This is a genomic window from Caulobacter sp. GW821-FHT10A06 (assembly GCF_059415805.1).
Genome location: NZ_JBWKNY010000004.1, coordinates 694,666 through 717,842 on the forward strand (window position 1 = coordinate 694,666; position 23,177 = coordinate 717,842).

18 protein-coding genes and 1 pseudogene are annotated in these 23,177 nt (G+C 67.5%); 13 read left to right on the forward strand and 6 right to left on the reverse strand.

All coding sequences use genetic code 11. From position 1 onward, the window contains the following. Positions 1–7: 7 nt before the first annotated feature. Positions 8–823: a LytTR family DNA-binding domain-containing protein gene (locus tag AC07NF_RS14890; RefSeq protein WP_494627045.1), complete on the reverse strand. Its 816-nt coding sequence runs from the start codon at positions 821–823 to the stop codon at positions 8–10. A 72-nt stretch (positions 824–895) separates the two neighbouring features. Here AC07NF_RS14890 and AC07NF_RS14895 point away from each other — a divergent pair, with 72 nt between their 5' ends. From AC07NF_RS14895 to AC07NF_RS14945, 11 genes are all read left to right on the forward strand, one after another. Then, positions 896–1,381 (forward strand): DUF2306 domain-containing protein, encoded by a 486-nt coding sequence (locus AC07NF_RS14895; protein WP_494627047.1) that lies wholly within the window; start codon positions 896–898, stop codon positions 1,379–1,381. Positions 1,382–1,458: 77 nt separating this feature from the next. Next, on the forward strand, positions 1,459–2,172 hold the full coding sequence (locus AC07NF_RS14900) for a TetR/AcrR family transcriptional regulator (RefSeq protein ID WP_494627049.1): 714 nt from the start codon (positions 1,459–1,461) through the stop codon (positions 2,170–2,172). A gap of 187 nt (positions 2,173–2,359) precedes the next feature. Continuing rightward, the gene (locus tag AC07NF_RS14905) at positions 2,360–4,600 is read left to right on the forward strand and encodes a TonB-dependent receptor (protein ID WP_494627052.1); all 2,241 of its coding nucleotides are present in this window, start codon (positions 2,360–2,362) and stop codon (positions 4,598–4,600) included. An 86-nt stretch (positions 4,601–4,686) separates the two neighbouring features. Beyond that, a complete protein-coding gene (locus AC07NF_RS14910; RefSeq protein WP_494627054.1) occupies positions 4,687–5,967 on the forward strand; it encodes a spinster family MFS transporter in 1,281 nt (426 codons plus the stop codon). Between the two features lie 87 nt (positions 5,968–6,054). Further along, entirely contained in the window at positions 6,055–9,423 is a 3,369-nt protein-coding gene (locus AC07NF_RS14915; RefSeq protein WP_494627056.1) for a glycosyltransferase, read from the forward strand. Between the two features lie 62 nt (positions 9,424–9,485). Next, positions 9,486–10,175: a hypothetical protein gene (locus tag AC07NF_RS14920; RefSeq protein ID WP_494627058.1), complete on the forward strand. Its 690-nt coding sequence runs from the start codon at positions 9,486–9,488 to the stop codon at positions 10,173–10,175. 259 nt (positions 10,176–10,434) lie between these two features. After that, entirely contained in the window at positions 10,435–11,634 is a 1,200-nt protein-coding gene (sucC, locus tag AC07NF_RS14925) for an ADP-forming succinate--CoA ligase subunit beta (RefSeq protein ID WP_492815609.1), read from the forward strand. Continuing rightward, positions 11,635–12,519, forward strand: coding sequence for a succinate--CoA ligase subunit alpha (gene sucD, locus AC07NF_RS14930; RefSeq protein ID WP_492815608.1), 885 nt, complete (start codon positions 11,635–11,637; stop codon positions 12,517–12,519). A 179-nt stretch (positions 12,520–12,698) separates the two neighbouring features. Then, positions 12,699–15,662, forward strand: a complete 2,964-nt coding sequence (locus AC07NF_RS14935; RefSeq protein WP_494627061.1) for a 2-oxoglutarate dehydrogenase E1 component — start codon at positions 12,699–12,701, stop codon at positions 15,660–15,662. 59 nt (positions 15,663–15,721) lie between these two features. Further along, the gene (gene odhB, locus AC07NF_RS14940; protein WP_494627063.1) at positions 15,722–16,948 is read left to right on the forward strand and encodes a 2-oxoglutarate dehydrogenase complex dihydrolipoyllysine-residue succinyltransferase; all 1,227 of its coding nucleotides are present in this window, start codon (positions 15,722–15,724) and stop codon (positions 16,946–16,948) included. A gap of 72 nt (positions 16,949–17,020) precedes the next feature. Continuing rightward, positions 17,021–17,365 (forward strand): DUF3088 family protein, encoded by a 345-nt coding sequence (locus AC07NF_RS14945; protein WP_494627065.1) that lies wholly within the window; start codon positions 17,021–17,023, stop codon positions 17,363–17,365. Here AC07NF_RS14945 and AC07NF_RS14950 read toward each other — a convergent pair. Both AC07NF_RS14950 and AC07NF_RS14955 read right to left on the reverse strand, forming a co-directional pair. Next, the gene (locus AC07NF_RS14950) at positions 17,362–18,045 is read right to left on the reverse strand and encodes an AcvB/VirJ family lysyl-phosphatidylglycerol hydrolase (protein WP_494627067.1); all 684 of its coding nucleotides are present in this window, start codon (positions 18,043–18,045) and stop codon (positions 17,362–17,364) included. The genes AC07NF_RS14945 and AC07NF_RS14950 overlap by 4 nt on opposite strands. Positions 18,046–18,110: 65 nt before the next feature. After that, positions 18,111–18,947 (reverse strand): alpha/beta hydrolase, encoded by an 837-nt coding sequence (locus AC07NF_RS14955; protein ID WP_494627069.1) that lies wholly within the window; start codon positions 18,945–18,947, stop codon positions 18,111–18,113. 239 nt (positions 18,948–19,186) lie between these two features. On the opposite strand from AC07NF_RS14955, the gene lpdA reads away from it, so the two are divergent. Further along, on the forward strand, positions 19,187–20,587 hold the full coding sequence (gene lpdA, locus AC07NF_RS14960; RefSeq protein WP_494627071.1) for a dihydrolipoyl dehydrogenase: 1,401 nt from the start codon (positions 19,187–19,189) through the stop codon (positions 20,585–20,587). A gap of 84 nt (positions 20,588–20,671) precedes the next feature. Continuing rightward, on the forward strand, positions 20,672–20,959 hold the full coding sequence (locus tag AC07NF_RS14965) for a hypothetical protein (RefSeq protein WP_494627073.1): 288 nt from the start codon (positions 20,672–20,674) through the stop codon (positions 20,957–20,959). Here the strand turns inward: AC07NF_RS14965 and AC07NF_RS14970 are convergent. The 3 genes and pseudogenes from AC07NF_RS14970 to AC07NF_RS14980 all read right to left on the reverse strand — a co-directional run. Continuing rightward, a complete protein-coding gene (locus AC07NF_RS14970; protein WP_494627075.1) occupies positions 20,956–21,522 on the reverse strand; it encodes an alpha-ketoglutarate-dependent dioxygenase AlkB in 567 nt (188 codons plus the stop codon). The genes AC07NF_RS14965 and AC07NF_RS14970 overlap by 4 nt on opposite strands. Position 21,523: 1 nt before the next feature. Beyond that, positions 21,524–22,633 carry a YihY/virulence factor BrkB family protein gene (locus tag AC07NF_RS14975; RefSeq protein WP_494627077.1) on the reverse strand — a complete coding sequence of 370 codons (1,110 nt, stop codon included), beginning with the start codon at positions 22,631–22,633 and terminating at the stop codon, positions 21,524–21,526. Positions 22,634–22,790: 157 nt separating this feature from the next. After that, positions 22,791–23,177, reverse strand: a pseudogene (locus tag AC07NF_RS14980) (methyl-accepting chemotaxis protein); the annotation flags it as partial.

Sequence of the window (23,177 nt, forward strand, 5' to 3'; positions counted from 1 at the left end):
GAGCCGCCTAGTACCAGCCCGCTTCGCGCAGGGCTTTCGAATAGGCGCGGCTGACGGGGGCAAGGGCGCCGCCCTTCAGCTGCAGGGTCGCCCGGCCGTCGCCGCGCTGGGCGTCCTCGACGGCGGCCTTGGCCACCCACCATGAGCGGTGGGTCTGGGCGCCTTCGATGCCCTCCAGTTCGGCCACGGCATCCGACAGCCGCATCAGGATCAGGTCCTGGCCGCGCGAGGTGTGCAGGCGCAGATAGTGGTCCTGGGCCTCGACGGCCCACAGCTCGCCGCCGCGCAGCTTGGGCGGCAGGCGGTCCAGGAACCGGGCCGGCGGCGCGCCGGCGGGCGCGGCGTGGGTCTCGGGCGGTGTGCGCTGGACCAGGAAGTTCAGGCCCGTCATCGCCACCGTGACGATGAACACCGGCAGCAGGTAGTTCAGGAAACCGCCCGCCTTCAGCTGGCCGTAGAAGGTCAGGTCGCTGACCAGCCAGACCACCAGGGTGAAGGGCAGGGTGACGCCGATCACGGTCAGCGTCGCGTAGAGCCAGGGCTTCTCATCCGCCCGGCCGCCACCGCCGATCAGGTGGCTGACCGTGGTGCCGACGATCGCGCCGGAAAAGCACAGGCCGGACCAGTAGGTCACCCGGATCCCGAACGGGACCTCGTCAGTGCCGAACGCGCCCAGCAGCGCCAGGAACACGCCCGCCGCCGCTGACACCCCGAAACCGCGCAGGCTTTCCTTGGCGGTGATCGCCGTTCGCGAAGCGTGAACGGCGCCGGCCAGCCATTGGCGAAACGAAGCCGGCGACTGGCGCAACGTCGATTGAGACACGGACCCGCCCACTCCACTCAGGTTCCCAACGGCGAGGCGCTTCGGCCCCGCCACGATCCGGAGTGAAGGCAGATGGCGGCGTACGGCAAGTCAATTTCGCAAGCAGCGATGGGCGTGGGCGCGGCTGTCGCCATCGCCGCCGTGGTTTCGCTGAAGCCGCATGCGCCGAACGTATCCCTCATCGTCGCAGCCCCGACGGTCATCCAGGTTCACCTGACCGCCGCCCTGACGGCCCTGGCCATCGGCATCGTGCTGATGATGCGGGTGAAGGGCACGGGGCTGCACAAGATCCTGGGCTGGACCTGGGTGATCGCCATGGGGATCACGGCGGTCAGCTCGCTGTTCATCCGCGGCATGAACCACGGCCACTTCAGCTTCATCCACCTCTTGTCAGGCTGGACGATCGTGGCGCTGCCCGGCGCGGTCTACGCCATCCGGCGCGGCAAGGTCTCGGCTCACCGCCGCGCCATGACCGCCATGTTCGTCGGCGGACTGTTGCTGGCGGGCCTCTTCACCTTCATCCCGGGCCGCCTGATGTGGTCGGTCTTTCTGGGCTGATAGAACGCCGGTCTTGCCAGCGCGGCCGCGTTGCGCCTATCCGAGGACGGAGCGCAATTCAGGGCGGACCCCACTTCATGACCGCAGCCAAGCCCTCATCCAAGGCCGGCGCCCGCGCCGGCGGGCGGGGCCGACCGTCCAAGGCCAAGGGCCTGGACCTGAAGGAAACCATCCTCGACGCGGCCGAGGGCCTGTTCGCGCGCCACGGCTTCCACGGAGTCACCACCCGACAGGTGGCGGCCGAGGCCGGCGTCGACACCGCCCTGATCCACTACTACTTCGGGGCCAAGCGCGAGCTGTTTGACGCGGTGTTCCTGCGCCGGGCCGAGATCCTGAACCAGGCCCGCGAGGCGTCGATGAACGCCTATGTGGAAGCCCACGACGCGGCCACCATGACCGTCGAGGGCGTGATCGAGGCCTTCATCGATCCGCTGCTGCGCATCAGCCAGGACGGCGGCGCGGGCTGGAAGAGCTATTTCGCCCTGGTCGCCCAGGTGAACAACACGCCGGCCTGGGGCGGCGAGACCATGGCCCGGTTCTTCGATCCGGTGGTCCACCAGTTGGTCGAGACCCTGAAGGGCTTGCGTCCCCACGCCGAGTACCGCGACCTCTACTGGTGCTATCAGTTCCTGACCGGATCGATGATGCTGTCCTTGTCCGAGACCGGACGGATCGACAGCCTGTCGGAAGGCGAGTGCCATTCCAGTGACCTGGAAGCGGTCCGCCAGCGGCTGTTCTCGTACTGCGCGGCCGGCTTCGAAGCCGTGATCGCCAAGGCCCAAAAGGCCTAGTCCCAAACCCAGACCATCCGTCCCCGACCCTTTTTCATCACTTGATGAAAAATAGCTGGCGCTTGCCGTCGGTTCGGGTGATGGTGCTTGCAATTCGCTGTTCGATGAATTGGCGAGGGTCCCGCGCACGCGTCCGCACAAGACGGATCCGGTTCGGGAAGGGCGGAACGTAAGGGAGGGGAAACCCATGACTTCGATGTGGAAGGCTGCGCTGCTGGCTGGCGCGGCGTGGAGCACGATCGCGGGCGTCGCGGCGGCTCAAGAAGCTCCGGTCGCCGACAATTCGGCCTCGGTCGAGGAGGTGGTCGTCACCGCCCGTCGTCGCGAGGAAAGCCTCAAGGACGTCCCGGTCGCCGTCTCGGCCTTCTCGGCCGAGAAGCTGGAGCGCTCGGGCGGCACGGACATCACCGTCCTGTCCCAGACCACCCCGAACATCACGGTGCAGACCGCCCGTGGCTCGAACTCGACCCTGATCAGCTACATCCGCGGCGTGGGCCAGCAGGATCCGCTGTGGGGCTACGAGCCCGGCGTCGGCCTGTATGTCGACGACGTCTACATCTACCGCCCGCAAGGCGCGGTGCTGGACATCTTCGACATCGAGCGCATCGAAGTGCTGCGCGGCCCGCAGGGCACGCTGTACGGCCGCAACACCATCGGCGGCGCCATCAAGTACGTGACCAAGAAGCTGGGCGACGAGGCCATGGCCAAGGTCCGCGGCACCTATGGCAGCTATAACCAGACCGACCTGCTGGTCTCGGGCCAGACCCCGGTCGGCGGCGGCTTGTCCGTGGGCGGTTCGTACGCCCTCTACAAGCGCGACGGCTACGGCAAGAACCTGACCACCGGCGCCGAGCACTACGACAAGGATGTCCAGGCCTATCGCCTGAGCGCCGAGTGGAAGCCGACCCAGGACCTGTTCTTCCGCCTGGCCTACGACCACGTCACCGACGACTCGAACCCGCGCCACGGCCACCGAGAGACCCTGCCGACGGCCGGCAACTATCCGATCCAGGACATCTACGACACGCAAGCCGGCCTCGGTGACAAGAACCACGTCACCACCAAGGGCCTGTCGCTGACCGGTGAGTACAACGTCACCGACGCGATCACGCTGAAGTCGATCACCGCCAGCCGCAAGGGTCACACCCAGACCCTGATCGACTTCGACGGCACGCCGCTGCCGACGCTGGACGTGCCGGCCACCTATGACGACAGCTCGTTCTCGCAGGAACTGCAGGCGGTCTATGCGGACGACAACGTCCAGGGCGTCTTTGGCCTGTACTACATGAACAGCCAGGCCTCGGGCGAGTTCGACACCATCGCCGGCAATCTGGGCGTCTCGATCGCCGACGGCGGCAAGGTCAACACCCAGAGCTTCGCGGCGTTCTTCGACTTCAGCGCCAACCTGACCGACCGCTTCAAGGTCTCGCTGGGCGCCCGCGCCACGCGCGACGCCAAGCGCGCCAACGTCTTCCGCTTCTTCTATCTGGGCGCCACGCCGTCGCCGTATCAGGGCGGCGTCAACCGTCCGATCCTGCAGGTGCGCACCAACTACGACGCCCACAAGACCTTCTCGCAGTTCACCCCGCGCATCTCGGCCTCGTACGAGCTGAACGACGACCTGACGACCTATGCCTCGTTCTCGAAGGGCTACAAGTCGGGCGGCTGGGACATGCGCGGTGACGCCTTCATCACCCCGCAGACCACCAACGGCTACAAGCCGGAAGTCGTGAAGACCTATGAAGCCGGCCTGAAGGGCTTCGCCCTGGACCGCAAGGTGTCGTTCTCGTCGGCGATCTTCCTGTCCAAGTACACCGACCAGCAGGTCACGACCCAGGTCGTGGTGCCCTCGGGTATCGCCAGCTCGGTCGACAACGCCGGCTCGTCCACCCTGTACGGCGCCGAGTTCGAGGCCAATGCCCGCCTGAGCCAGAGCCTCTCGGCCAATGTCGCCCTGGGCTACATCCACGCCAAGTACGACACCTTCAGCCGCTTCGTGCCGGCCGGCGCGCCCAACCCGCTGAACCCGTCGACGACCCTGGCCACCGGCCAGGTGATCAACGTCGCCGACCTGTATGGCTTCCAGAACACCCCGGAATGGACGGGCAATGTCAGCCTGACCTGGCGCGGCGACGTGGCCGGCGGCAGCCTGGCCATCACCCCGATGGTCAGCTACCGCGACAGCTACCAGCAGTTCGAGCAGCCGCTGCCGGCCCTGGACCAGAAGGCCTTCACCCTGGTGGACCTGACGGCGATCTGGACCGCCCCGGGCGGCAACTACAAGCTGGCCCTGACCGGCAAGAACCTGACGAACGAGAAGTACCGCACCGGCGGCTACAACTTCGCCGGGGCCACCTACAACAACTCGGTGATCGGCTTCTACGGCCCGCCGCGCACGGTGGCCGCCTCGGTCGAGGTGGCGTTCTAAATTATCTAGGCGAATAGCTAGGGCGGGGCTTGCTGCAACAGGCCCCGCCCTTTCTTTATGTAGCTGTAGCGTAACGGGGGCAGGACATGAGCGACAACGCGAACCAGACGGCGGAGAGGCCGGCAAGCTATCGCTACGTGGTCCTGGCCATGCTGATCCTGGCCTACACCTTCAATTTCCTGGACCGGCAGATCCTCGGCATCCTCAAGGAGCCGATCAAGAACGAGCTGCATCTGACCGACACCCAGTTGGGCCTGATGGGCGGGCTGGCGTTCGCGGCGCTGTACACGACCCTAGGCGTGCCGATCGCCTGGCTGGCCGACCGCTTCAGCCGCACCTGGATCATGACCGCCGCCCTGACCGTGTGGAGCGGCTTCACCATGGCCTGCGGTTTCGCCGGCGGGTTCTGGTCGCTGTTCCTGTTCCGGATGGGCGTGGGCGTCGGCGAGGCCGGCGGCGTGCCGCCCGCCTATTCGCTGATCTCGGACTACTTCCCCAAGAACCAGCGCGCCCGGGCGCTGGCGGCCTATTCGTTCGGCATCCCTCTGGGCTCGGCCCTGGGCGTGCTCTTCGGCGGGCTGATCGCGGCCTATATCGACTGGCGCATGGCTTTCATCGCCGTGGGCCTGGCCGGCGTGCTACTGGCCCCGCTGTTTAAGCTGGTCGTGAAGGACCCGCCACGCGGCGGCTTCGATGTCGTTTCTTCCGACGCTGCAAAGCCTCCGGCTTTCGGGGCCGTGCTGAAGACCGTGCTGCCCAAGCCGTCGTTCTGGCTGCTGGCGTTCGGCGCGGCGTGCTCGTCGGTCTGCGGCTATGGCGTGGCGTTCTGGCTGCCGTCGTTCTTCATCCGCAGCCTGCACCTGACCCTGGTCGAGACCTCGATCTACTACAGCGCCATCGCCTTCTTCGGCGGCGTGGCCGGCATCTGGCTGGGCGGCTGGCTGGGCGACCGGTTCGGCGGCAAGTCCAAGGGCGCCTACGCCCTGGCCCCGGCCATCTGCTTCCTGATCGCCCTGCCGTGCTTCTTCGCGGCCATGAACGCCAAGGCCCTGCCGTTGGCCTTCGTGCTGTTCCTGATCCCGACGGGCCTGAACCTGGCCTGGCTGGGTCCGGTGGTCACCGCCGTGCAGCACCTGGCCCCGGCCGCCATGCGCAGCACCACTTCGGCCTTGTTCCTGCTGATCAACAACCTGCTGGGCATCGCCGTCGGCTATTGGTTCTTCGGCTTCGTCTCCGACAAGCTGGCCCCCGTCTACGGCGCGGAGTCGATGCGCTACGCCATCTATTGGGGCCTGGCCTTCTACATCGGCGCGGCGGCCCTGCTGATCCTGGCCTCGCGTCGTCTCAACCGGGATTGGGTGGACTAACCGGCGACGGAAGGTCGCAGGGATACAACGGCCACGGTTCGGTCAATTTCGGGTATCAAAGGGCGCGCATAACGCGAGCGCTAAGCGATGACCCCAGACGACCGCCACATCTTTCACGATCCCACGGGCAAGCGTGAGCGGCGGGCCAAGCTGGTCCTCGGGATCGTCGCCTCGGCCATCGCCGCGGTGGTGGCCGGCTTCGTCGCCACCCTGGCCTTCGCGCCGCGCCTGCCCGACGCGCCGCTGAAGGATCCGCATATCCTGACGTCCCTGCACCAGGAGACGGCGCACAAGCTCAAGCCTTCGGCCAAGACCTGGCGGCGGGTGCCGCGGCCCAAGGGCGGGGCCGCCAACGACGCCGCGGCGCGGCCGCTGTCGGTCGGCTTCTACGTCTCGTGGGACGAGGACAGCCGCGAGTCCCTGCGCCGCAACATCGACAAGCTGGACGTGGTCTCGCCGCAGTGGGTGGCGATCCGGGGCGCCAAGGGCGACATCGACGTCACCGACGACGCCGAAGGGACCGCCCGCATCGCCGCCGCCGCCAACAAGCCGGCCGTGCTGCCGCTGGTTCACAACTCGGCCAACGCCGCCTTCGACGGCCCGATGGCCGACGCCCTGCTGGCCAATCCGCTGGCGCGCGGCAAGCTGATCAGCAACCTCGTCACCCTGGCCGCCCAGCGCGGCTATGGCGGTTATGTCTTCGACTTCGAAGCGCTGTCGGCCAAGGGGCTCAACGCGTACCCGAAGTTCCTGGACGAGGCCCGCGCGGCCCTGAAGGACGCCGGCCGCGAGGTCTGGGTCACCGCCCCGTTCGACGAGGAGGGCTGGCCGCTCAAGCGCCTGCAAGCCTCGTCCGACACCCTGGTGCTGATGGCCTATGACCAGCACTACGCCTTGGGCGATCCGGGGCCGAACGCCGGCCAGGACTGGTACGAGAGCGAGCTGGAAAAGCGCTTCGCGCACCTGGACCCCAGCCGCACGGTGCTGGCCCTGGGCGCCTATGGCTACGACTGGACGCTGAACAAGGACGGCAGCCGCGCCTCGGGCGCGCCGACCACCTTCCACGAGGCCATGCGCAACGCCCAGGACGCCGGGGCGACCATCCGCATGGACGACGACGCCCTGAACCCGACCTACCAATACACGGACGACAACGGCGACGACCACGTCGTCTGGTTCATGGATGCGGTCACCCTGTTCAACGAGGTCAAGGTCTCCGACCCCTGGAAGCCGCGCGGCTATGGCCTGTGGCGGATGGGCATGGAGGATCCGGGCGTCTGGTCGGTGCTGGGCAAGCCCTATGGCCAGGTCTCGGCGGCCGGGCTGACCACGCTGGCCAATGGCCAGGGCGTCGACTTCGACGGCGGCGGCGAGGTGCTGCGGATCGCGCAGCTGCCCACGCCCGGCAAGCGCTCGCTGGAGTTCGATCCCGACACCGGCCTGGTCTCGGGCCAGACCTATGACGTCATCCCCTCCAGCTACGTGATCGAGCGCTATGGCCAGAAGAAGGGCCTGGTGGCCCTGACCTTCGACGACGGTCCCGACGGCCGCTGGACGCCCAAGATCCTGGACATCCTGAAAGCCAAGAAAGCCTCGGCCACCTTCTTCGTCATCGGCCAGAACATGCAGCGCCGCCCCGACCTGGTGCAGCGTGAGGTCGACGAGGGCCACGATGTCGGCGGCCACAGCTGGACTCACCCCAACATCGCCGAGACGCCGCTGCCGCAGGTGCAGGTCGAGCTGAACGCCACCCAGCGCCTGTTCGAAGTGATCACCGGCCGCTCGATGCGCCTGTTCCGCCCGCCGTTCTTCGGCGACGCCGAGCCGTCGACCCCGCACGAGGTGGCGCCGCTCGTGATCGCCCAGACCCTGGGCTACATGACCGTGGGCCTGCGCATCGATCCCGACGACTGGCAGAAGCCGACCAAGCAGCAGATCATCGACCGGGTCCTGGATCGCCTGGACAACCCCGGGAACAACCCCGGCCAGGTGGTGCTTCTGCACGACGCCGGCGGCGATCGCAGCCGCACCGTGGCGGCCCTGCCCGAGCTTATCGACCAGATCCGCGCGCGTGGCTATCGCCTGGTCACGGTCGGCGAGTTGGCCGGCATGAGCCCGCAGCAGGTGATGCCGCCGACGTCGCGCACCGCCGTCGACCTGGCCATCGACCGGCTGGGCTTCGACTTCTTCCGCTGGACGCAGGCGGCGATGACCTTCCTGTTCCTGTCGGCGATCTTCCTGGGCGTGGCGCGCTTGGTGTTCCTGGCCAGCCTGGCCCTGGTTCACCGCTTCTGGACCCACGAGGAGCCGGCCGACCTGGACAGCGAGAACGGTCCGCTGGTTTCGGTGCTGATCCCCTGCTTCAACGAGGAGAAGGTGATCGCCGCCTCGATCGCGCGGATCCTGGAAAGCGACTGGAAGAACCTGGAGGTGCTGGTCCTGGACGACGGTTCCAAGGACCGCACGGCCGACGAGGTTCGCGACCACTTCGCGGGTGATCCGCGCGTCACACTGCTGAGCTTCGAGAACGGCGGCAAGGCGCGGGCGGTCAATCGCGGCCTGGCCGTGGCGAAGGGCGAGTTCGTTGTGGCCCTGGACGCCGACACCCTGTTCCCGCCCTCGACCATCGGCCGCCTGGCGCGCTGGTTCCAGGATCCGGACGTCGGCGCCGTGGCCGGCAACGCCATCGTCGGCAACCGCCTGAACATCGTCACCCGCTGGCAGGCTCTTGAGTACGTCACGGCCCAGAACCTGGAGCGCCGGGCACTGTCGGCCCTGGGCGCGGTGACTGTGGTGCCGGGCGCCGTCGGGGCCTGGCGCAAGAGCGTGCTGGACGACCTGGGCGGCTATCCGGCCGACACCCTGGCCGAGGACCAGGACCTGACCATCGCCTGCCAGCGCGCCGGCTGGAAGGTCGCCTTCGATCCCGAGGCCCGCGCCTATACCGAGGCGCCCGACACCGTGGGCGGCCTGCTCAAGCAGCGCTTCCGCTGGTCGTTCGGCACGCTGCAGTGCGTGTGGAAGCACCGCAGGGCGATGTTCAACAGCAAGACGCCGGTGCTGGGCTTCGTGGCCCTGCCGCAGATCTGGCTGTTCCAGATCATCCTGGCCGTGGCCGCGCCGCTGGTCGACCTGGCGGTGGTCTGGAGCCTGGTCAGCGGTCTCTACGCCGCCATCGCCCACCCGGTGGAGTGGCGTCCCGACGACATGCTGCTGGGGCTGGCCTACTGGGCGATCTTCATCGCCGTAGACCTGTCGGCCGGCGCTCTGGGGATGGCCCTGGAGAAGCGCGCGCCGTGGGCCGACCTGCCGTTCCTGCCCGTGCAGCGGTTCGGCTATCGCCAGTTGATGTACTATGTCGTGGTCAAGTCGGTGGTCACGGCCATCCGCGGCGGCCGGGTCGGCTGGGGCAAGCTGGAGCGGCGGGCCTCGGCCTCGGTCTCACCGAAAGGTTGAGATAACGCCGATCTGTGGCAAGCTCCGCCGCGTCGTCTAGCCGACGCTCGGGGGAGCTTGCCATGAAGACCGTCGCCGCCATCGCCCTTTCGCTTGCCGTCGCCCTGGCCGCGACCGCGCCCGCGCAGGCCGCCGCGCCCGCCGGAACCGAGAAGGTCAAGCTGTCGGGCAAGAAGGGCCCCAGCCTGTTCCGCCCCGGCTTCCAGTTGGGCGAGTACGACGGCAACGCCACGGTCAAGAGCAGCAAGAGCTCGGTCACCGGCATCTTCGAGGGCGGCAAGGCCAGCGTCGAGATGACGGTCAACGGGCCGGGCCTGGGTCCCGTCGAGATCGCCTGCGGCGGCGGCCAGAGCCGTCTTGGCCTGGGCTGGATCACCTTCGACCGCGACAAGCTGCAGTTCTTCTGCACGCTCACCGGTCCCGGCGCGGGCTCGGACGCCTCGTTCGCCTTGGCGAGCTCCAAGGGTGGTGGCTTGCTGAAGAACTTGCAGCAGCCCCAGCGCGCGGCCGAGCTGCGTTTCGGTGGCCTGAGCATCCGGGCGCGTACCGAGCAGGTCGGCGGCATGCCGATCGGCGGCGGCGCGACCATCGGCTACGTCTTCAGCCGCGACGGCGTCGACGTCGGCGGCGTGGACCTGGCCGCCATGCAGCCGACCGCCTACCTGCCGCCCAAGGGTTCGAAGGATCGGGACGCCGTCGCGGTGCTCTCTTTGATCCTGATCTTCTTCAAGGACCCGGGCAGACAACGCTGACATCCGGGGCGACATCTGGAAAAGCCGCTCTGACACCGGTGGACAGCCGTTCACGGACAAAAATGGTGTGACCGGTAACAGTTCCGCCGGGTCAAGGGTTTCCCTTGCCGGAGCCGCCTAAACCCGTGGCGACCCTGTCCTTTCGGACAAGATAAGCACGCAAGCCTTCACCTTATCGTCGTCACGCGGTTGCGCCTGCGAAATAGCGCTCCTATAACCCGGCCACATTTCAGAAAGCCGTCGTCGAGACCGGGCCCTCATGAACATCCACGAACATCAAGCCAAAGCCGTACTCGCCGAGTTCGGCGCTCCCGTGCCGCGCGGCTTCGCCGCCTTCACGCCTGATGAAGCCGCCGCCGCCGCCGAAAAGCTGGGCACGTCGGTCTTCGTCGTGAAGAGCCAGATCCACGCCGGTGGCCGTGGCAAGGGCAAGTTCGAGGGCCTGGGCCCCGACGCCAAGGGCGGCGTCCGCGTCGTCAAGTCGGTCGAAGAGGTCCGCACCAACGCCGAGGAAATGCTCGGCCGCGTGCTGGTGACCCACCAGACCGGCCCCAAGGGCAAGCAGGTCAACCGCCTCTACATCGAAGAAGGCGCGGCGATCGCCAAGGAATTCTACCTCTCGCTGCTGGTTGACCGCGCTTCGAGCAAGGTCTCGGTGGTCGCTTCGACCGAAGGCGGCATGGACATCGAAGACGTCGCTCACTCGACGCCCGAGAAGATCCACACCTTCACCATCGACCCGGCGACCGGCGTGTGGCCGACCCACGCGCGCGCCCTGGCCAACGCCCTGGGCCTGACCGGCGGTCTGGCCAAGGAAGCCGCCTCGCTGCTGAACCAGCTGTATACGGCGTTCATGGCCAAGGACATGGCCATGCTGGAGATCAACCCGCTGATCGTGACGGCGGATGATCACCTGAAGGTTCTGGACGCCAAGCTGTCGTTCGACGGCAACAGCCTGTTCCGCCACCCGGACATCAAGGCGCTGCGCGACGAGAGCGAAGAAGACCCCAAGGAAATCGAAGCCTCGAAGTACGACCTGGCCTACATCGCCCTGGACGGCGAAATCGGCTGCATGGTCAACGGCGCTGGCCTGGCCATGGCCACCATGGACATCATCAAGCTGTACGGCGCCGAGCCGGCCAACTTCCTGGATGTCGGCGGCGGCGCTTCGAAGGAGAAGGTCACCGCGGCCTTCAAGATCATCACCGCCGATCCGGCCGTGAAGGGCATCCTGGTCAACATCTTCGGCGGCATCATGCGCTGCGACATCATCGCGGAAGGCGTCATCGCCGCCGTGAAGGAAGTCGGTCTCCAGGTTCCGCTGGTCGTCCGCCTGGAAGGCACCAATGTCGAACTCGGCAAGAAAATCATCTCGGAAAGCGGCCTGAACGTCATCGCCGCCAACGATCTGTCTGACGGCGCCGAGAAGATCGTCGCCGCTGTGAAGGGCGCCCGCTAAATGTCGGTTCTGATCGGTTCGCACACCAAGGTCATCTGCCAGGGCATCACCGGCGCTCAAGGCACGTTCCACAGCGAGCAGGCCATCGCCTACGGCACCAAGATGGTCGGCGGCGTCACCCCCGGTAAGGGCGGCCAGACCCACATCGGCCTGCCGGTGTTCAACACCGTCGCCGAAGCCAAGGACCGCACCGGCGCCGACGCCTCGGTGATCTACGTCCCGCCGCCCTTCGCGGCCGACTCGATCCTGGAAGCCATCGACGCCGAGATCCCGCTGATCATCTGCATCACCGAAGGCATCCCGGTGCTGGACATGGTCAAGGTGAAGAAGGCCCTGGCCGGCAGCAAGTCGCGCCTGATTGGCCCGAACTGCCCGGGCGTCCTGACGCCCAATCAGTGCAAGATCGGCATCATGCCGGGCGGCATCTTCTCGGAAGGCTCGGTCGGCGTCGTGTCGCGTTCGGGCACCCTGACCTATGAAGCCGTGTTCCAGACCACCAACGCTGGCCTCGGCCAGACGACGGCTGTCGGCATCGGCGGTGACCCGGTCAAGGGCACCGAGTTCATCGACGTCCTGGAACTGTTCCTGGCCGACGAAGCCACCAAGTCGATCGTCATGATCGGTGAAATCGGCGGCTCGGCCGAAGAAGAAGCGGCTCAGTTCCTGAAGGACGAAGCCAAGCGTGGTCGCAAGAAGCCCATGGTCGGCTTCATCGCCGGCCGCACGGCTCCTCCCGGTCGTCACATGGGCCACGCCGGCGCCATCGTTTCGGGCGGCAAGGGCGGCGCCGAGGACAAGATCGCGGCGATGGAAGAAGCGGGCATCCGCGTCTCGCCTTCGCCGGCCAAGCTGGGCGAGACCCTGCTTGAAGTCCTGAAGGGCTAAAAGAAGATACCGAAACCCCGCTTCGCGCGGGGCCCAGGTTTTTTGCGACCGCCAGTCGACGATCCGAAAAAATCACCTGGGCCCCGCCAAGCGGACGGGCGCTCGGGTGATTGAGAGACTATATTTACGGGCAGTGCGGTAGCGCTCCCGTAGAGCACCGGATCCGAAGGCACAGAACGATGGCGGACGACGCAGGCATCATCAACCAGGTCTTGACCGAGACCAGCTTCCTCTACGGCGCCAATGCGGCGTTCGTGGAAGACCTCTACGCCCAGTGGGCGGAGAGCCCTGGATCGGTCGATCCCTCGTGGAACGCCTTCTTCGCCAGCCTGCAGGAGCAGGCCGACCAGGTTAAGCGCGCCGCGCAGGACCCGGCCTGGACCCCCAAGAAAGTGCCGTCGGTTCGCCCCGACTGGCTGTCGGCCCTGGACGGCCAGTGGGCCAGCGTCGCCCCCGCCGTCGAAGCCAAGATCGCCAAGGCCGTCGAGGGCAAGGCCCCCGGCTCTTCGGCTGAAGCCGTCCGCGCCGCCACGCTGGACAGCCTGCGCGCCATCATGATGATCCGGGCCTACCGGATGCGTGGCCACCTGGCCGCCAACCTCGACCCACTAGGCCTGGAGCCGCCGAAGCCGGCCCCGGAACTGGATCCGGCCACCTACGGCTTCTCGGAAGCCGACTACGACCGTCCGATCTTCCTCGACTTCGTGCTGGGCCTCGAGACCGCCTCGATCCGCGAGATCCTGTCGATCGTCCGCCGCACCTACTGCGACAACGTCGGCGTGCAGTACATGCACATCTCGGATCCGAACGAGAAGGCCTGGCTGCAGGAGCGCATCGAGGGGCGCGACAAGGAGATCGTGTTCTCGAAAGAGGGCAAGGTCGCCATCCTGAAGAAGCTGATCGAGACCGAAGGTTTCGAGAAGTTCCTGCACAAGCGTTTCCCCGGCACCAAGCGCTTCGGCCTGGACGGCGGTGAATCCATGGTCCCGGCCATGGAGCAGATCATCAAGCGCGGCGGCGCGCTGGGCGTGAAGGACATCGTCCTGGGCATGCCGCACCGCGGCCGCCTGAACGTGCTGGCCGCCGTGATGGGCAAGCCCTACCACGTCATCTTCCACGAGTTCCAAGGCGGCTCGTCGGTTCCCTCGGACGTCGAGGGTTCGGGCGACGTGAAGTACCACATGGGCGCTTCGTCGGACCGTGAGTTCGACGACAACAAGGTCCACCTGTCGCTGACCGCCAACCCGTCGCACCTGGAAATCGTCAACCCGGTCGTGATCGGCAAGGCCCGCGCCAAGCAGGCCTTCACCCTGCGCGAACAGCCCGACGCCGGCCGCGGCCACGTGCTGCCGCTGCTGCTGCACGGCGACGCGGCCTTCGCCGGCCAGGGCGTGGTGGCCGAGTGCTTCACCCTGTCGGGCCTGAAGGGCTACCGCACGGGCGGCACCATCCACTTCATCGTCAACAACCAGATCGGCTTCACCACCAGCCCGCGCTACTCGCGCAGCTCGCCGTACCCCAGCGACATGGCGCTGATGGTCGAAGCCCCGATCTTCCACGTGAACGGCGACGACCCGGAAGCCGTCGTCTTCGCCGCCAAGGTCGCGACCGAGTACCGCCAGAAGTTCGGCAAGGACGTGGTTATCGACATGGTCTGCTATCGCCGCTTCGGTCACAACGAAGGCGATGATCCGACCATGACGTCGCCGATCATGTACGCCAAGATCAAGGGTCACCCGCCGACCCGCGAGCTGTACGCCAACCGCCTGATCGGCGAGGGCGTGATCACCCAGGAAGAGTCCGACGCCTGGGTCGGTGAGTTCGAGAAGTTCCTCGACGTCGAGTTCGACGCCGGCAAGAGCTACAAGGCCAACAAGGCCGACTGGCTGGACGGCAAGTGGAAGGGCCTGGCCCTGCCGGGCGACGAAGAGCGTCGCGGCAAGACCGCCTTCCCCAAGACCCGCCTGCTGGAGCTGGGCCGTCAGATCACCACGATCCCGGACCGCATCAACGCCCACAAGACCGTCAAGCGCGCGATCGACAACCGCCGCGAGGCGATCGAAAAGGGCGAGGGCATCGACTGGGGCACCGGCGAGCACCTGGCCTTTGCCACCCTGCTCGACGAGGGCTTCCCGGTCCGCCTGTCGGGCCAGGACTCGGTGCGCGGCACCTTCACCCAGCGCCACTCGGACGTCATCGACCAGACGACCGAAGAGCACTACACGCCGCTGAACAACATCCGCCCCGGCCAGGCCCACTATGAAGTGATCGACTCGGCCCTGTCGGAAGAGGCGGTGCTGGGCTTCGAATACGGCTTCTCGCTGGCCGACCCGAACACCCTGACCCTGTGGGAAGGCCAGTTCGGCGACTTCGTGAACGGCGCCCAGGTGGTCATCGACCAGTTCATCAGCTCGGGCGAGCGCAAGTGGCTGCGGATGAGCGGCCTCGTCATGCTGCTGCCGCACGGCTACGAAGGCCAAGGTCCCGAGCACAGCTCGGCGCGCCTCGAGCGCTTCCTGCAGTCGTGCGCCGAAGACAACATGCAGGTCGTCAACTGCACGACGCCGGCCAACTACTTCCACGCCCTGCGTCGCCAGATGAACCGCGAGTTCCGCAAGCCGTTGATCGTGATGGCGCCCAAGAGCCTGCTGCGCCACAAGCGCGCCGTCTCGAACATCGCCGACTTCGCCGAAGGCTCGACCTTCCACCGCGTGATGGTGGACGGCGCCGAGGCGGGCTGCGACGTGGGCGGGATCACGCTGAAGAGCGACGATCAGATCAAGCGCGTCATCGTCTGCTCGGGCAAGGTCTACTTCGACCTGGTCGACCAGCGCGCCAAGACCGGCCGCGACGACGTCTATCTGCTGCGTCTGGAACAGTTCTATCCGTGGCCGCTGAAGTCGCTGATGGGCGTGCTGGGCCGCTTCAAGAACGCCGACCTGGTCTGGTGCCAGGAAGAGCCCAAGAACATGGGTGGCTGGACCTTCGTCGATCCGTGGCTCGAGCTGACGCTCGACAAGCTGGACATCAAGGCCAAGCGCGCCCGCTATGTGGGTCGTCCGGCCTCGGCGTCCACCGCCGCGGGTCTGATGAGCCGCCACCTGAAAGAACTCGAGACCTTCCTCAACGAGGCGTTCGCGTAAGCGACATCTCGTACGACTAAAAACCCGCCGGACCGAACAAGAGAGACCTGGAAAGCCCCATGGCCGACATCAACACCCCCGCCCTCGGCGAATCCGTCACCGAAGCGACGGTCGCCCGTTGGACCAAGAAGGTCGGGGAGGCCGTGAAGAAGGACGAGATCCTCGTCGAGCTGGAAACCGACAAGGTTTCGCTGGAAGTGGCCTCGCCCGCCGACGGCGTGCTGTCGGCCATCGGCGCCGAAGAAGGCGCGACCGTGGTTCCGGGCACTGTCCTGGGTATCGTGACCGAAGGCGCGACCGCGTCGGCTGCTCCGGCCGCCGCCGCGCCGAAGGCCGCTGCTCCGGCGCCGGCTCCCGCCGCCGCTCCGGCCTCGGCTCCCGCTCCGGTCGCTGCTGTTGCTCCGACCGCCGCGCCGGTCAGCCCGGCTCCGGCCCGCATCGCCGCCGAGAACAACCTCGACCTGTCGAAGGTCGCCGGCACCGGCAAGGACGGTCGCGTGACCAAGGGCGACGCGCTCGCCGCCCTGGAAGCTCGCGCCGCCGCCCCGGCTCCGGCCCCGACGGCTTCGGCGCCGCGCGCCCTGCACGAACGCGAAGAGCGCGTGAAGATGACGCGCCTGCGTCAGACGATCGCCCGCCGCCTGAAGGAAGCCCAGAACACCGCCGCCATGCTGACGACCTTCAACGAGGTCGACATGAGCGCCGTGATGGCTCTGCGCAGCCAGTACAAGGACGTGTTCGAAAAGCGCCACGGCGTGAAGCTGGGCTTCATGTCGTTCTTCACCAAGGCCGTCGTGGCCGCGCTGAAGGCGATCCCGGACGTCAACGCCGAGATCGACGGCACGGACGTGGTCTACAAGAACCACTACGACATCGGCGTCGCCGTCGGCACCGACAAGGGCCTGGTGGTTCCGGTCGTCCGTGACGCCGACGCGCTGAACCTGGCCGAGATCGAAAAGGCCATCGGCGCGCTGGGCAAGAAGGCCCGCGACGGCCAGCTGTCCATCGAGGACATGCAGGGCGGCACCTTCACGATCACCAACGGCGGCATCTACGGCTCGCTGATGTCGACCCCGATCCTGAACGCGCCGCAGTCGGGCATCCTGGGCATGCACGCGATCAAGGAACGCGCCATGGTCGTCAACGGCAAGATCGAGATCCGCCCGATGATGTACCTGGCCCTGTCCTACGACCACCGCGTCGTCGACGGCGCCGGCGCCGTGACCTTCCTGGTCAAGGTCAAGGAAGCCCTGGAAGACCCGCAGCGCCTGCTGCTGGACCTCTAAGACCTACAGAAGCTGAAGCTTCTCGCGGCCCCGGCTTCATCGCCGGGGCCGTTTGCTTTTACGGAGGCCGTCGTGACCAAGCACACGCTCTACCTGCTGCCGATGGGCTTCGACAAAGAAGGCCAGCAGCGCTTCTGCCCCGACTGCGCGATGATGGAAGGCTATCTGGCCGCCTATCCGCAGCTGCGCGACGTCCTCGACATCGTCCGCGTCGACTACGCCCGTCCGCGTTCGGGCCTGGTCGACCGCCTGGGCGAAGACCACCAGAACGCCCCGACCCTGATCCTCAGCCAGGCCGCGCCCGACGCCGGCCCGCACGGCGAGATCCAGGCCGCCAATGGCCTGAGCTTCCTCAGCGACGCCCGCCCGATCACGCGGTGGCTAGCGGCGGCGTACGACCTGCCCGCGCCGCTCTAACGGCTGGCCCGCAGCACCGCCTCACCCAGCGCCGCATAGTCGCCGTTGAAGTGGTGCCCACCCGGCAGGCGGACCTTGGCGACTTCCGCATCGGGCAGGTCGGGGCAGATGTCGGCTTTTTCCTTGTCGCCGTAGACGCAGGTGATCTTCACGTCCTTGATCGCGGCGATGGCCGGGCGGACGGGGAAGGAGTCGCGCGTGGCCAGGTTCAGCCAGCTCACGGGATGGAACTGCAGGTCACCGCTTGGCCCCGTGCCGATCAGCACGATGTGGCTGACCTGGGCGCGCAGTTCGGCGGGCAGCTGGGGCAGGATGGCCGGCAGGGCGTCGGCGCCGAACGAGTAGCCGATCAGCACCACCTTCTGGCGACCCCATTGGCCTTCATAGGCGCGCAGGGCGTCGGCCAGGTCCTGGGCCGCGCCGTCGGGCGAGCGCCGGGTGCGGAAATAGGTCAGCGAGTTGACGCCGATCGTCGGCACGCCGTTGTCGGCCAGGTGGCGGGCGACCTTCTGGTCCAGCGCGCCCCAGCCGCCATCGCCCGAATAGAGCACCGCCAGGGTGTCGCCCGCCTTGTCGCTGGCGATCGGGATCTCGTGGCTCTTGGCCGGGGCGGCGAGCGGGACGCCGATGGTCAGGGCCAGGGCGGCGAAGGCGGCGAAAAGGCGGACACGCGAGGTCATGCTGATATGACGCCACGACCGCGTGGCGCTCTCCAGGCGGACCGGTGTCCGTCTTGTGGCGAAGCTTAGTTTCCTTCGGGGCGTGGCCCCGGCCAGACGCTGCGGAAGGCCTTCAGAGCCGCCGGATGGTAGACGGTGCTGTGGTGCTCCTGGTGCATCGGGTCGTAGACCAGGGTCAGGCCCGCCGGCTTGGCCGCGCCGATCGCGGCGACCACCTTGTCGACGCCCTCCTGCATGGTCGTGCCTTCGTCGCCGATGGTCAGGTACAGCTTGCGCTGACCCAGCGCTGGCCACTTGGCGATGTCGGCCGCCGCGCCGCGCGCCAGGGCCTGGTCGCTCCACCACAGGCTGGGGCTGGCGGCGATGTAGGCGTCGAACAGGGTCGGTTGTTTCAGCAGGGTCTCGACCACGAACAGCCCGGCCAGGCTCTCGCCGATGATGGCGCTCTCGCCGCTAGCCCGATAGCGGGCGGTGACCCAGGGCTTCAGCTCCTCGGCGAGGAACCGGCGATAGGCGTCCGAGCCGCCGGTGGTCGGATAGTCGGCCTTCTCCTTGGCCACGCTGGTCGGGTGGGTCAGGTCGTGGCGGCGGTCGATGCCCTCGATGCCGACCACGATCATCTCGCGATAGGTCCAGGACAGCTCGCCCAGCTGGGCCAGGCCGGCGATGTGCGGGAAGTCCTCCTTCTCGCCGCCGTCCATCAGGTACAGCACCGGATAGGTCTTGCCCGACTTGGCGTAGCTGGCCGGCAGGTGGACGTTGATCCGCCGGGTCTGGCCGAGGATCTTCGACTCCATGGTCAGCGACTGGCCGATGACGATAGGCGTCCCTTCCGGAGCCTGGGCGGACGCGGCGACGGGCGCGCTGGCGAGCGCCAGGGCCAGGACGGCGAACTTCAACACGGCGATATGGTCTCCCCCGGGAACGGCCGGAGGTTAGGCTGCGTCGCGCGCGCGGGGGAAGCCGTTTGAACGAACCAGCCATTCTCCTTGATTTTCAAGGGCCGGTGCGTCGAAAGCGGGTTCCGTTTTGGCCTGCTTCCCTCTAAGGAACTCCCGCCTCCAGAGGTCTGACAATATGGCCGGCGAGGCCCCATATTTTGTCCGGCGCCGCTTCCGGCGCGTCCTGAAGGCGAAGACCCATGGCTCAGTACGACGTCGTCATCATCGGTGGTGGTCCCGGTGGCTACAACGCGGCCACGCGCGCCGGTCAGCTGGGTCTGAAGACCGCGATCGTCGAAGGCCGCGGCAAGCTGGGCGGCACCTGCCTGAACGTCGGCTGCATGCCCTCGAAGGCCCTGCTGCACGCCTCGGAATATTACGAAGCCGCGGCCGGCGGCGAGTTCGCCAAGCTGGGCATCGAGGTCAAGCCGAAGCTGAACCTCGCGCAGATGATGGCCCAGAAGGCCGAGAGCGTCGAAGCCCTGACCAAGGGCGTCGAGTTCCTGATGAAGAAGAATAAGGTCGACTACGTGAAGGGCTGGGGCCGCATCGACGGACCCGGCAAGGTCGTGGTCAAGGCCGAGGACGGTTCGGAAACCGTGCTCGAGACCAAGAACATCGTCATCGCCACGGGCTCGGAGCCGACCCCGCTGCCGGGCGTGACGATCGACAACAACCGCATCGTCGACTCGACCGGCGCCCTGTCGTTGCCGGAAGTGCCCAAGTCGCTGATCGTCGTCGGCGCCGGCGTCATCGGCCTGGAGCTCGGCTCGGTGTGGAAGCGCCTGGGCGCTGAAGTCACCGTCGTCGAATATCTGGACCGCATCGTCCCGGGCACCGACACCGAAGTCGCCACCGCCTTCCAGAAGATCCTGACCAAGCAGGGCTTCAAGTTCTCGCTGGGCGCCAAGGTTACCGGCGCCGTGGCTTCGGCCAAGGGCGTGAAGCTGACCCACGAGCCGGTCGCCGGCGGCGACGCCGTGACGATCGAAGCCGACTACGTGCTGGTCGCCATCGGCCGTCGCCCGTTCACCCAAGGCCTGGGCCTTGAGAGCGTCGGCATCACGCCGGACAAGCGCGGCGTCATCGCCAACGACCACTACAAGACCGGCGTCGACGGCATCTGGGTGATCGGCGACGTGACCTCGGGTCCGATGCTGGCCCACAAGGCCGAGGACGAGGCCGTGGCCTGCATCGAGCTGATCGCGGGCAAGGCCGGCCACATGAACTACGACATCATTCCGGGCGTGATCTACACCAAGCCGGAAGTCGCCACGGTCGGTAAGACCGAGGACGAGCTGAAGGCCGCGGGCGTCGCCTATAAGGTCGGCAAGTTCCCGTTCCTGGCCAACAGCCGCGCCAAGATCAACCACGAGACCGACGGCTTCGTGAAGGTGCTGGCCGACGCCAAGACCGACCGCATCCTGGGCGCCCACGCCGTGGGTCCCAACGTCGGCGACATGATCGCCGAGATCTGCGTGGCCATGGAGTTCGGCGGTTCGTCGGAAGACGTCGCCCGCACCTGCCACCCGCACCCGACCCGCTCGGAAGCCTTCCGTCAGGCGTCGATGGGCGTCGAAGGCTGGACCATGCAGGCGTAAGCGGCTCGTTTCTGTCCGATCGTTAATGTTGGCGTCCGGTCAATCGGACGTAGAGTGGCGGGGTTTCGGAAACGGAGCCCCGCCATGTTTTTGTCTGCTCTCCTGCTGGCCACGACCATCCAGGCTGCTCCAGCCGCTCCGGCCGCGCCAACAGCGCCCCCGGCGGCGCACAAGCCCTCGTTCAATCGTGCGGTCGATGCCCGCTCGCCGCTAGAGTGTCGCCAGCGGGCGATCAAGGCGCGCGAGGACGCCATCGCCCGCGGCGAGCCGCTCAATCGCATGCCCGCCGCGCTGCTGCATCACACGGTCATCCGGATGGTGGACGGCTGTCCTGTCAGCACCCAGGTCCGCCAGAGCGGTCCGGCCCGCTAAGCCAGCGTCCTGAACGTCACCGAATAGCGCCGCGCCTCCAGCGGCGGGATGCTGTGCTCCCAATCGGTCCGCGACGGGCCAGACAGCAGATAGGCCGAGCGGGGCGCGGCCTCGAACGCGCGACGGTCCCAGCCCGGGCCGGCCTGACGGCGAAAGCGGAACTTGCAGGGCGTCAGCAGCGACACGCCCGCCACCGCGCCGAACTCCGGCCGATCGCGATGCCAGCCGATCGCCGCACCGGGCTCGTACAGTGACACCAGCGCCTGAACGAAGGCCTCCGGCGCATGGCCGGTGAAGGCGGCGACCGTCTCCCTCAGCGGCAGCAGGAAGTCCGGGATCTGCGTGGCGGGATCCAGGCTGCGGCGGCCGAAGTCGTAGCGCCAGCCAAACGACACGACCTGGCGATGGCCGGTATAGCCCCGGAACTCGAACGGCTTGAACGGCAAGGTCTCGAACCGGGCGACCAGGTCGCGTTCTTCATCCGCTGTGATCAGGTCAGCCCGGTAGCGCAGGCCTTCAGGCAGGTCGGGCGGTGGCTGCGGCGCGAAGAGGTCCGGCTGCACTCTACTGCGCCGCGCCGACCGTGTCGGCCATCTGGGCGCCGCGCGCGCCCATCGGCAGATCCGCGCCGGTCGTCGTGTCGCGGACGGTCTGGTGCTCCAGCTCGGCGTTGAGCTCTGCCCCGGCCAGGAGGATCAGCGATGACACATAGGTCCACATCATGAAGCCGATCACCGCGCCCAGGGGGCCATAGGCGCGATCGTAATGTGCGAAGCGCGACAGGTAGAGCGAAAAGCCGATCGAGCCCAGGATCCAGACCAACGTCGTCAGGCCCGCGCCCCAGCTGACCCACCGCCATTTGGCCGGGTCGCGGCTGGGGCCGTAGCGATAGAGCAGGGCCACGCCGACGGCGACGGAGGCGACCAGCGCCGGCCAGCGCGTCCAGCCCAGCTCCGGCGCGAGGTTTACCGCCAGGCTCAGCACCACCACGGCCAGCAGGCCCAGGGTGAAGGCCAGGGTCGTGGCGGTCAGGCGCAGGAAGTTGCGCTTCTCGGTTTCCTCATAGGCGATGTTGAGGCCCAGGAAGCAGGCCTTGGCCGCGCCGTTGGCGCTCCACAGGGCGACCAGCAGGCTGACCACGGCGGTCCAGGTCAGCCCGCTGGACTGGGCCCCGGCGACCCGGATCATCTCGTCGCCGATGAACCGCACGGTGTCGGCCGGCAGCACCCCGGCCAGGGCGTCCAGCTGCTGACGGGCGTCGGCCACGTTGGCGAACAGGCCGTACAGCGCGACGAAGGCGGTGAGGCCGGGGAAGAAAGCGAGCACGGCGTAGAAGGTCATGCCCGCCGCGACCAGCGCGACATTGTCGTCGCGGAACTCCTTGACGGTGCGGTGGAGGATGTCCTTCCAGCCGCGCACGGGAATCTCGCGCGGCGTGTCGGCGTGACGGCCACGATCGGGTTCGCGGACGGCCTCGTCCGGATCGGCCGATCGGCTGGCCTGGCTGCCGGGCTCCAGGCGCTCGACCTGGTCGGACTTGGCGCGCCGCGAGGTGATCGCCAGGGCGACGGTCGCCGCGCCCAGGACGCCCAGGGTCAGCCAGTCGACCACGCTCGAGCCGAACGACAGGGCCGAGCGCGAAGGGACGGCAAGGGCTTTGGCGAGGCGGGGCACGGCTTGGTCCGTCAGTGAGCTGCGTAAGGTGCAGCGTCGCCAAGCGCTGCCGGTTCCGAAAAACCGCCCACGAAAAAGGCCCCGCCTAGAGGGACGGGGCCAGACGCTTTCGAGGGGAGGAACGCCCCTAAATGCGGGGCGGTACGCGCACTAAAACTCAGAATTCTTCCCAGTCGTCGCTCGCGCCGACGGCCTTGGCCAGTTTGGCCTGGGCGGCGGCGACCGGGTTGGCGCCCGGACGGTGGGCCTGGGTGGCCAGCGACGGAGCCTTGCTGGCCGAGGCGGCCGGACGCGACGGAGCCGGAACCGACGGACGCGGGGCCGAGCGGCGGGGCGCCGAGGCGCTGGCCGCACCGCTGGAGGCCCCGACGCGGAACTTCGAGATCATCTGCATCAGATTGCCGGCCTCGCCCTTCAGGGCGTGCGAGGCGGCGGTCGATTGCTCGACCATGGCGGCGTTCTGCTGAACGGTCTGGTCCATCTGGTTGACGGCGGCGTTGACCTGGTTGAGGCCGGTGGCCTGCTCCTGGCCCGAGGCCGCGAT

Excerpts from the sequence above, each read along its gene's own strand:
- AC07NF_RS14895 (WP_494627047.1), top strand. The coding sequence starts at position 896 with ATGGCGGCGTACGGCAAGTCAATTTCGCAAGCAGCGATGGGCGTGGGC.
- AC07NF_RS14900 (WP_494627049.1), top strand. The coding sequence starts at position 1,459 with ATGACCGCAGCCAAGCCCTCATCCAAGGCCGGCGCCCGCGCCGGCGGG.
- AC07NF_RS14905 (WP_494627052.1), top strand. The coding sequence starts at position 2,360 with ATGACTTCGATGTGGAAGGCTGCGCTGCTGGCTGGCGCGGCGTGGAGC.
- AC07NF_RS14910 (WP_494627054.1), top strand. The coding sequence starts at position 4,687 with ATGAGCGACAACGCGAACCAGACGGCGGAGAGGCCGGCAAGCTATCGC.
- AC07NF_RS14915 (WP_494627056.1), top strand. The coding sequence starts at position 6,055 with ATGACCCCAGACGACCGCCACATCTTTCACGATCCCACGGGCAAGCGT.
- AC07NF_RS14920 (WP_494627058.1), top strand. The coding sequence starts at position 9,486 with ATGAAGACCGTCGCCGCCATCGCCCTTTCGCTTGCCGTCGCCCTGGCC.
- sucC (WP_492815609.1), top strand. The coding sequence starts at position 10,435 with ATGAACATCCACGAACATCAAGCCAAAGCCGTACTCGCCGAGTTCGGC.
- sucD (WP_492815608.1), top strand. The coding sequence starts at position 11,635 with ATGTCGGTTCTGATCGGTTCGCACACCAAGGTCATCTGCCAGGGCATC.
- AC07NF_RS14935 (WP_494627061.1), top strand. The coding sequence starts at position 12,699 with ATGGCGGACGACGCAGGCATCATCAACCAGGTCTTGACCGAGACCAGC.
- odhB (WP_494627063.1), top strand. The coding sequence starts at position 15,722 with ATGGCCGACATCAACACCCCCGCCCTCGGCGAATCCGTCACCGAAGCG.
- AC07NF_RS14950 (WP_494627067.1), bottom strand. The coding sequence starts at position 18,045 with ATGACCTCGCGTGTCCGCCTTTTCGCCGCCTTCGCCGCCCTGGCCCTG.
- lpdA (WP_494627071.1), top strand. The coding sequence starts at position 19,187 with ATGGCTCAGTACGACGTCGTCATCATCGGTGGTGGTCCCGGTGGCTAC.
- AC07NF_RS14965 (WP_494627073.1), top strand. The coding sequence starts at position 20,672 with ATGTTTTTGTCTGCTCTCCTGCTGGCCACGACCATCCAGGCTGCTCCA.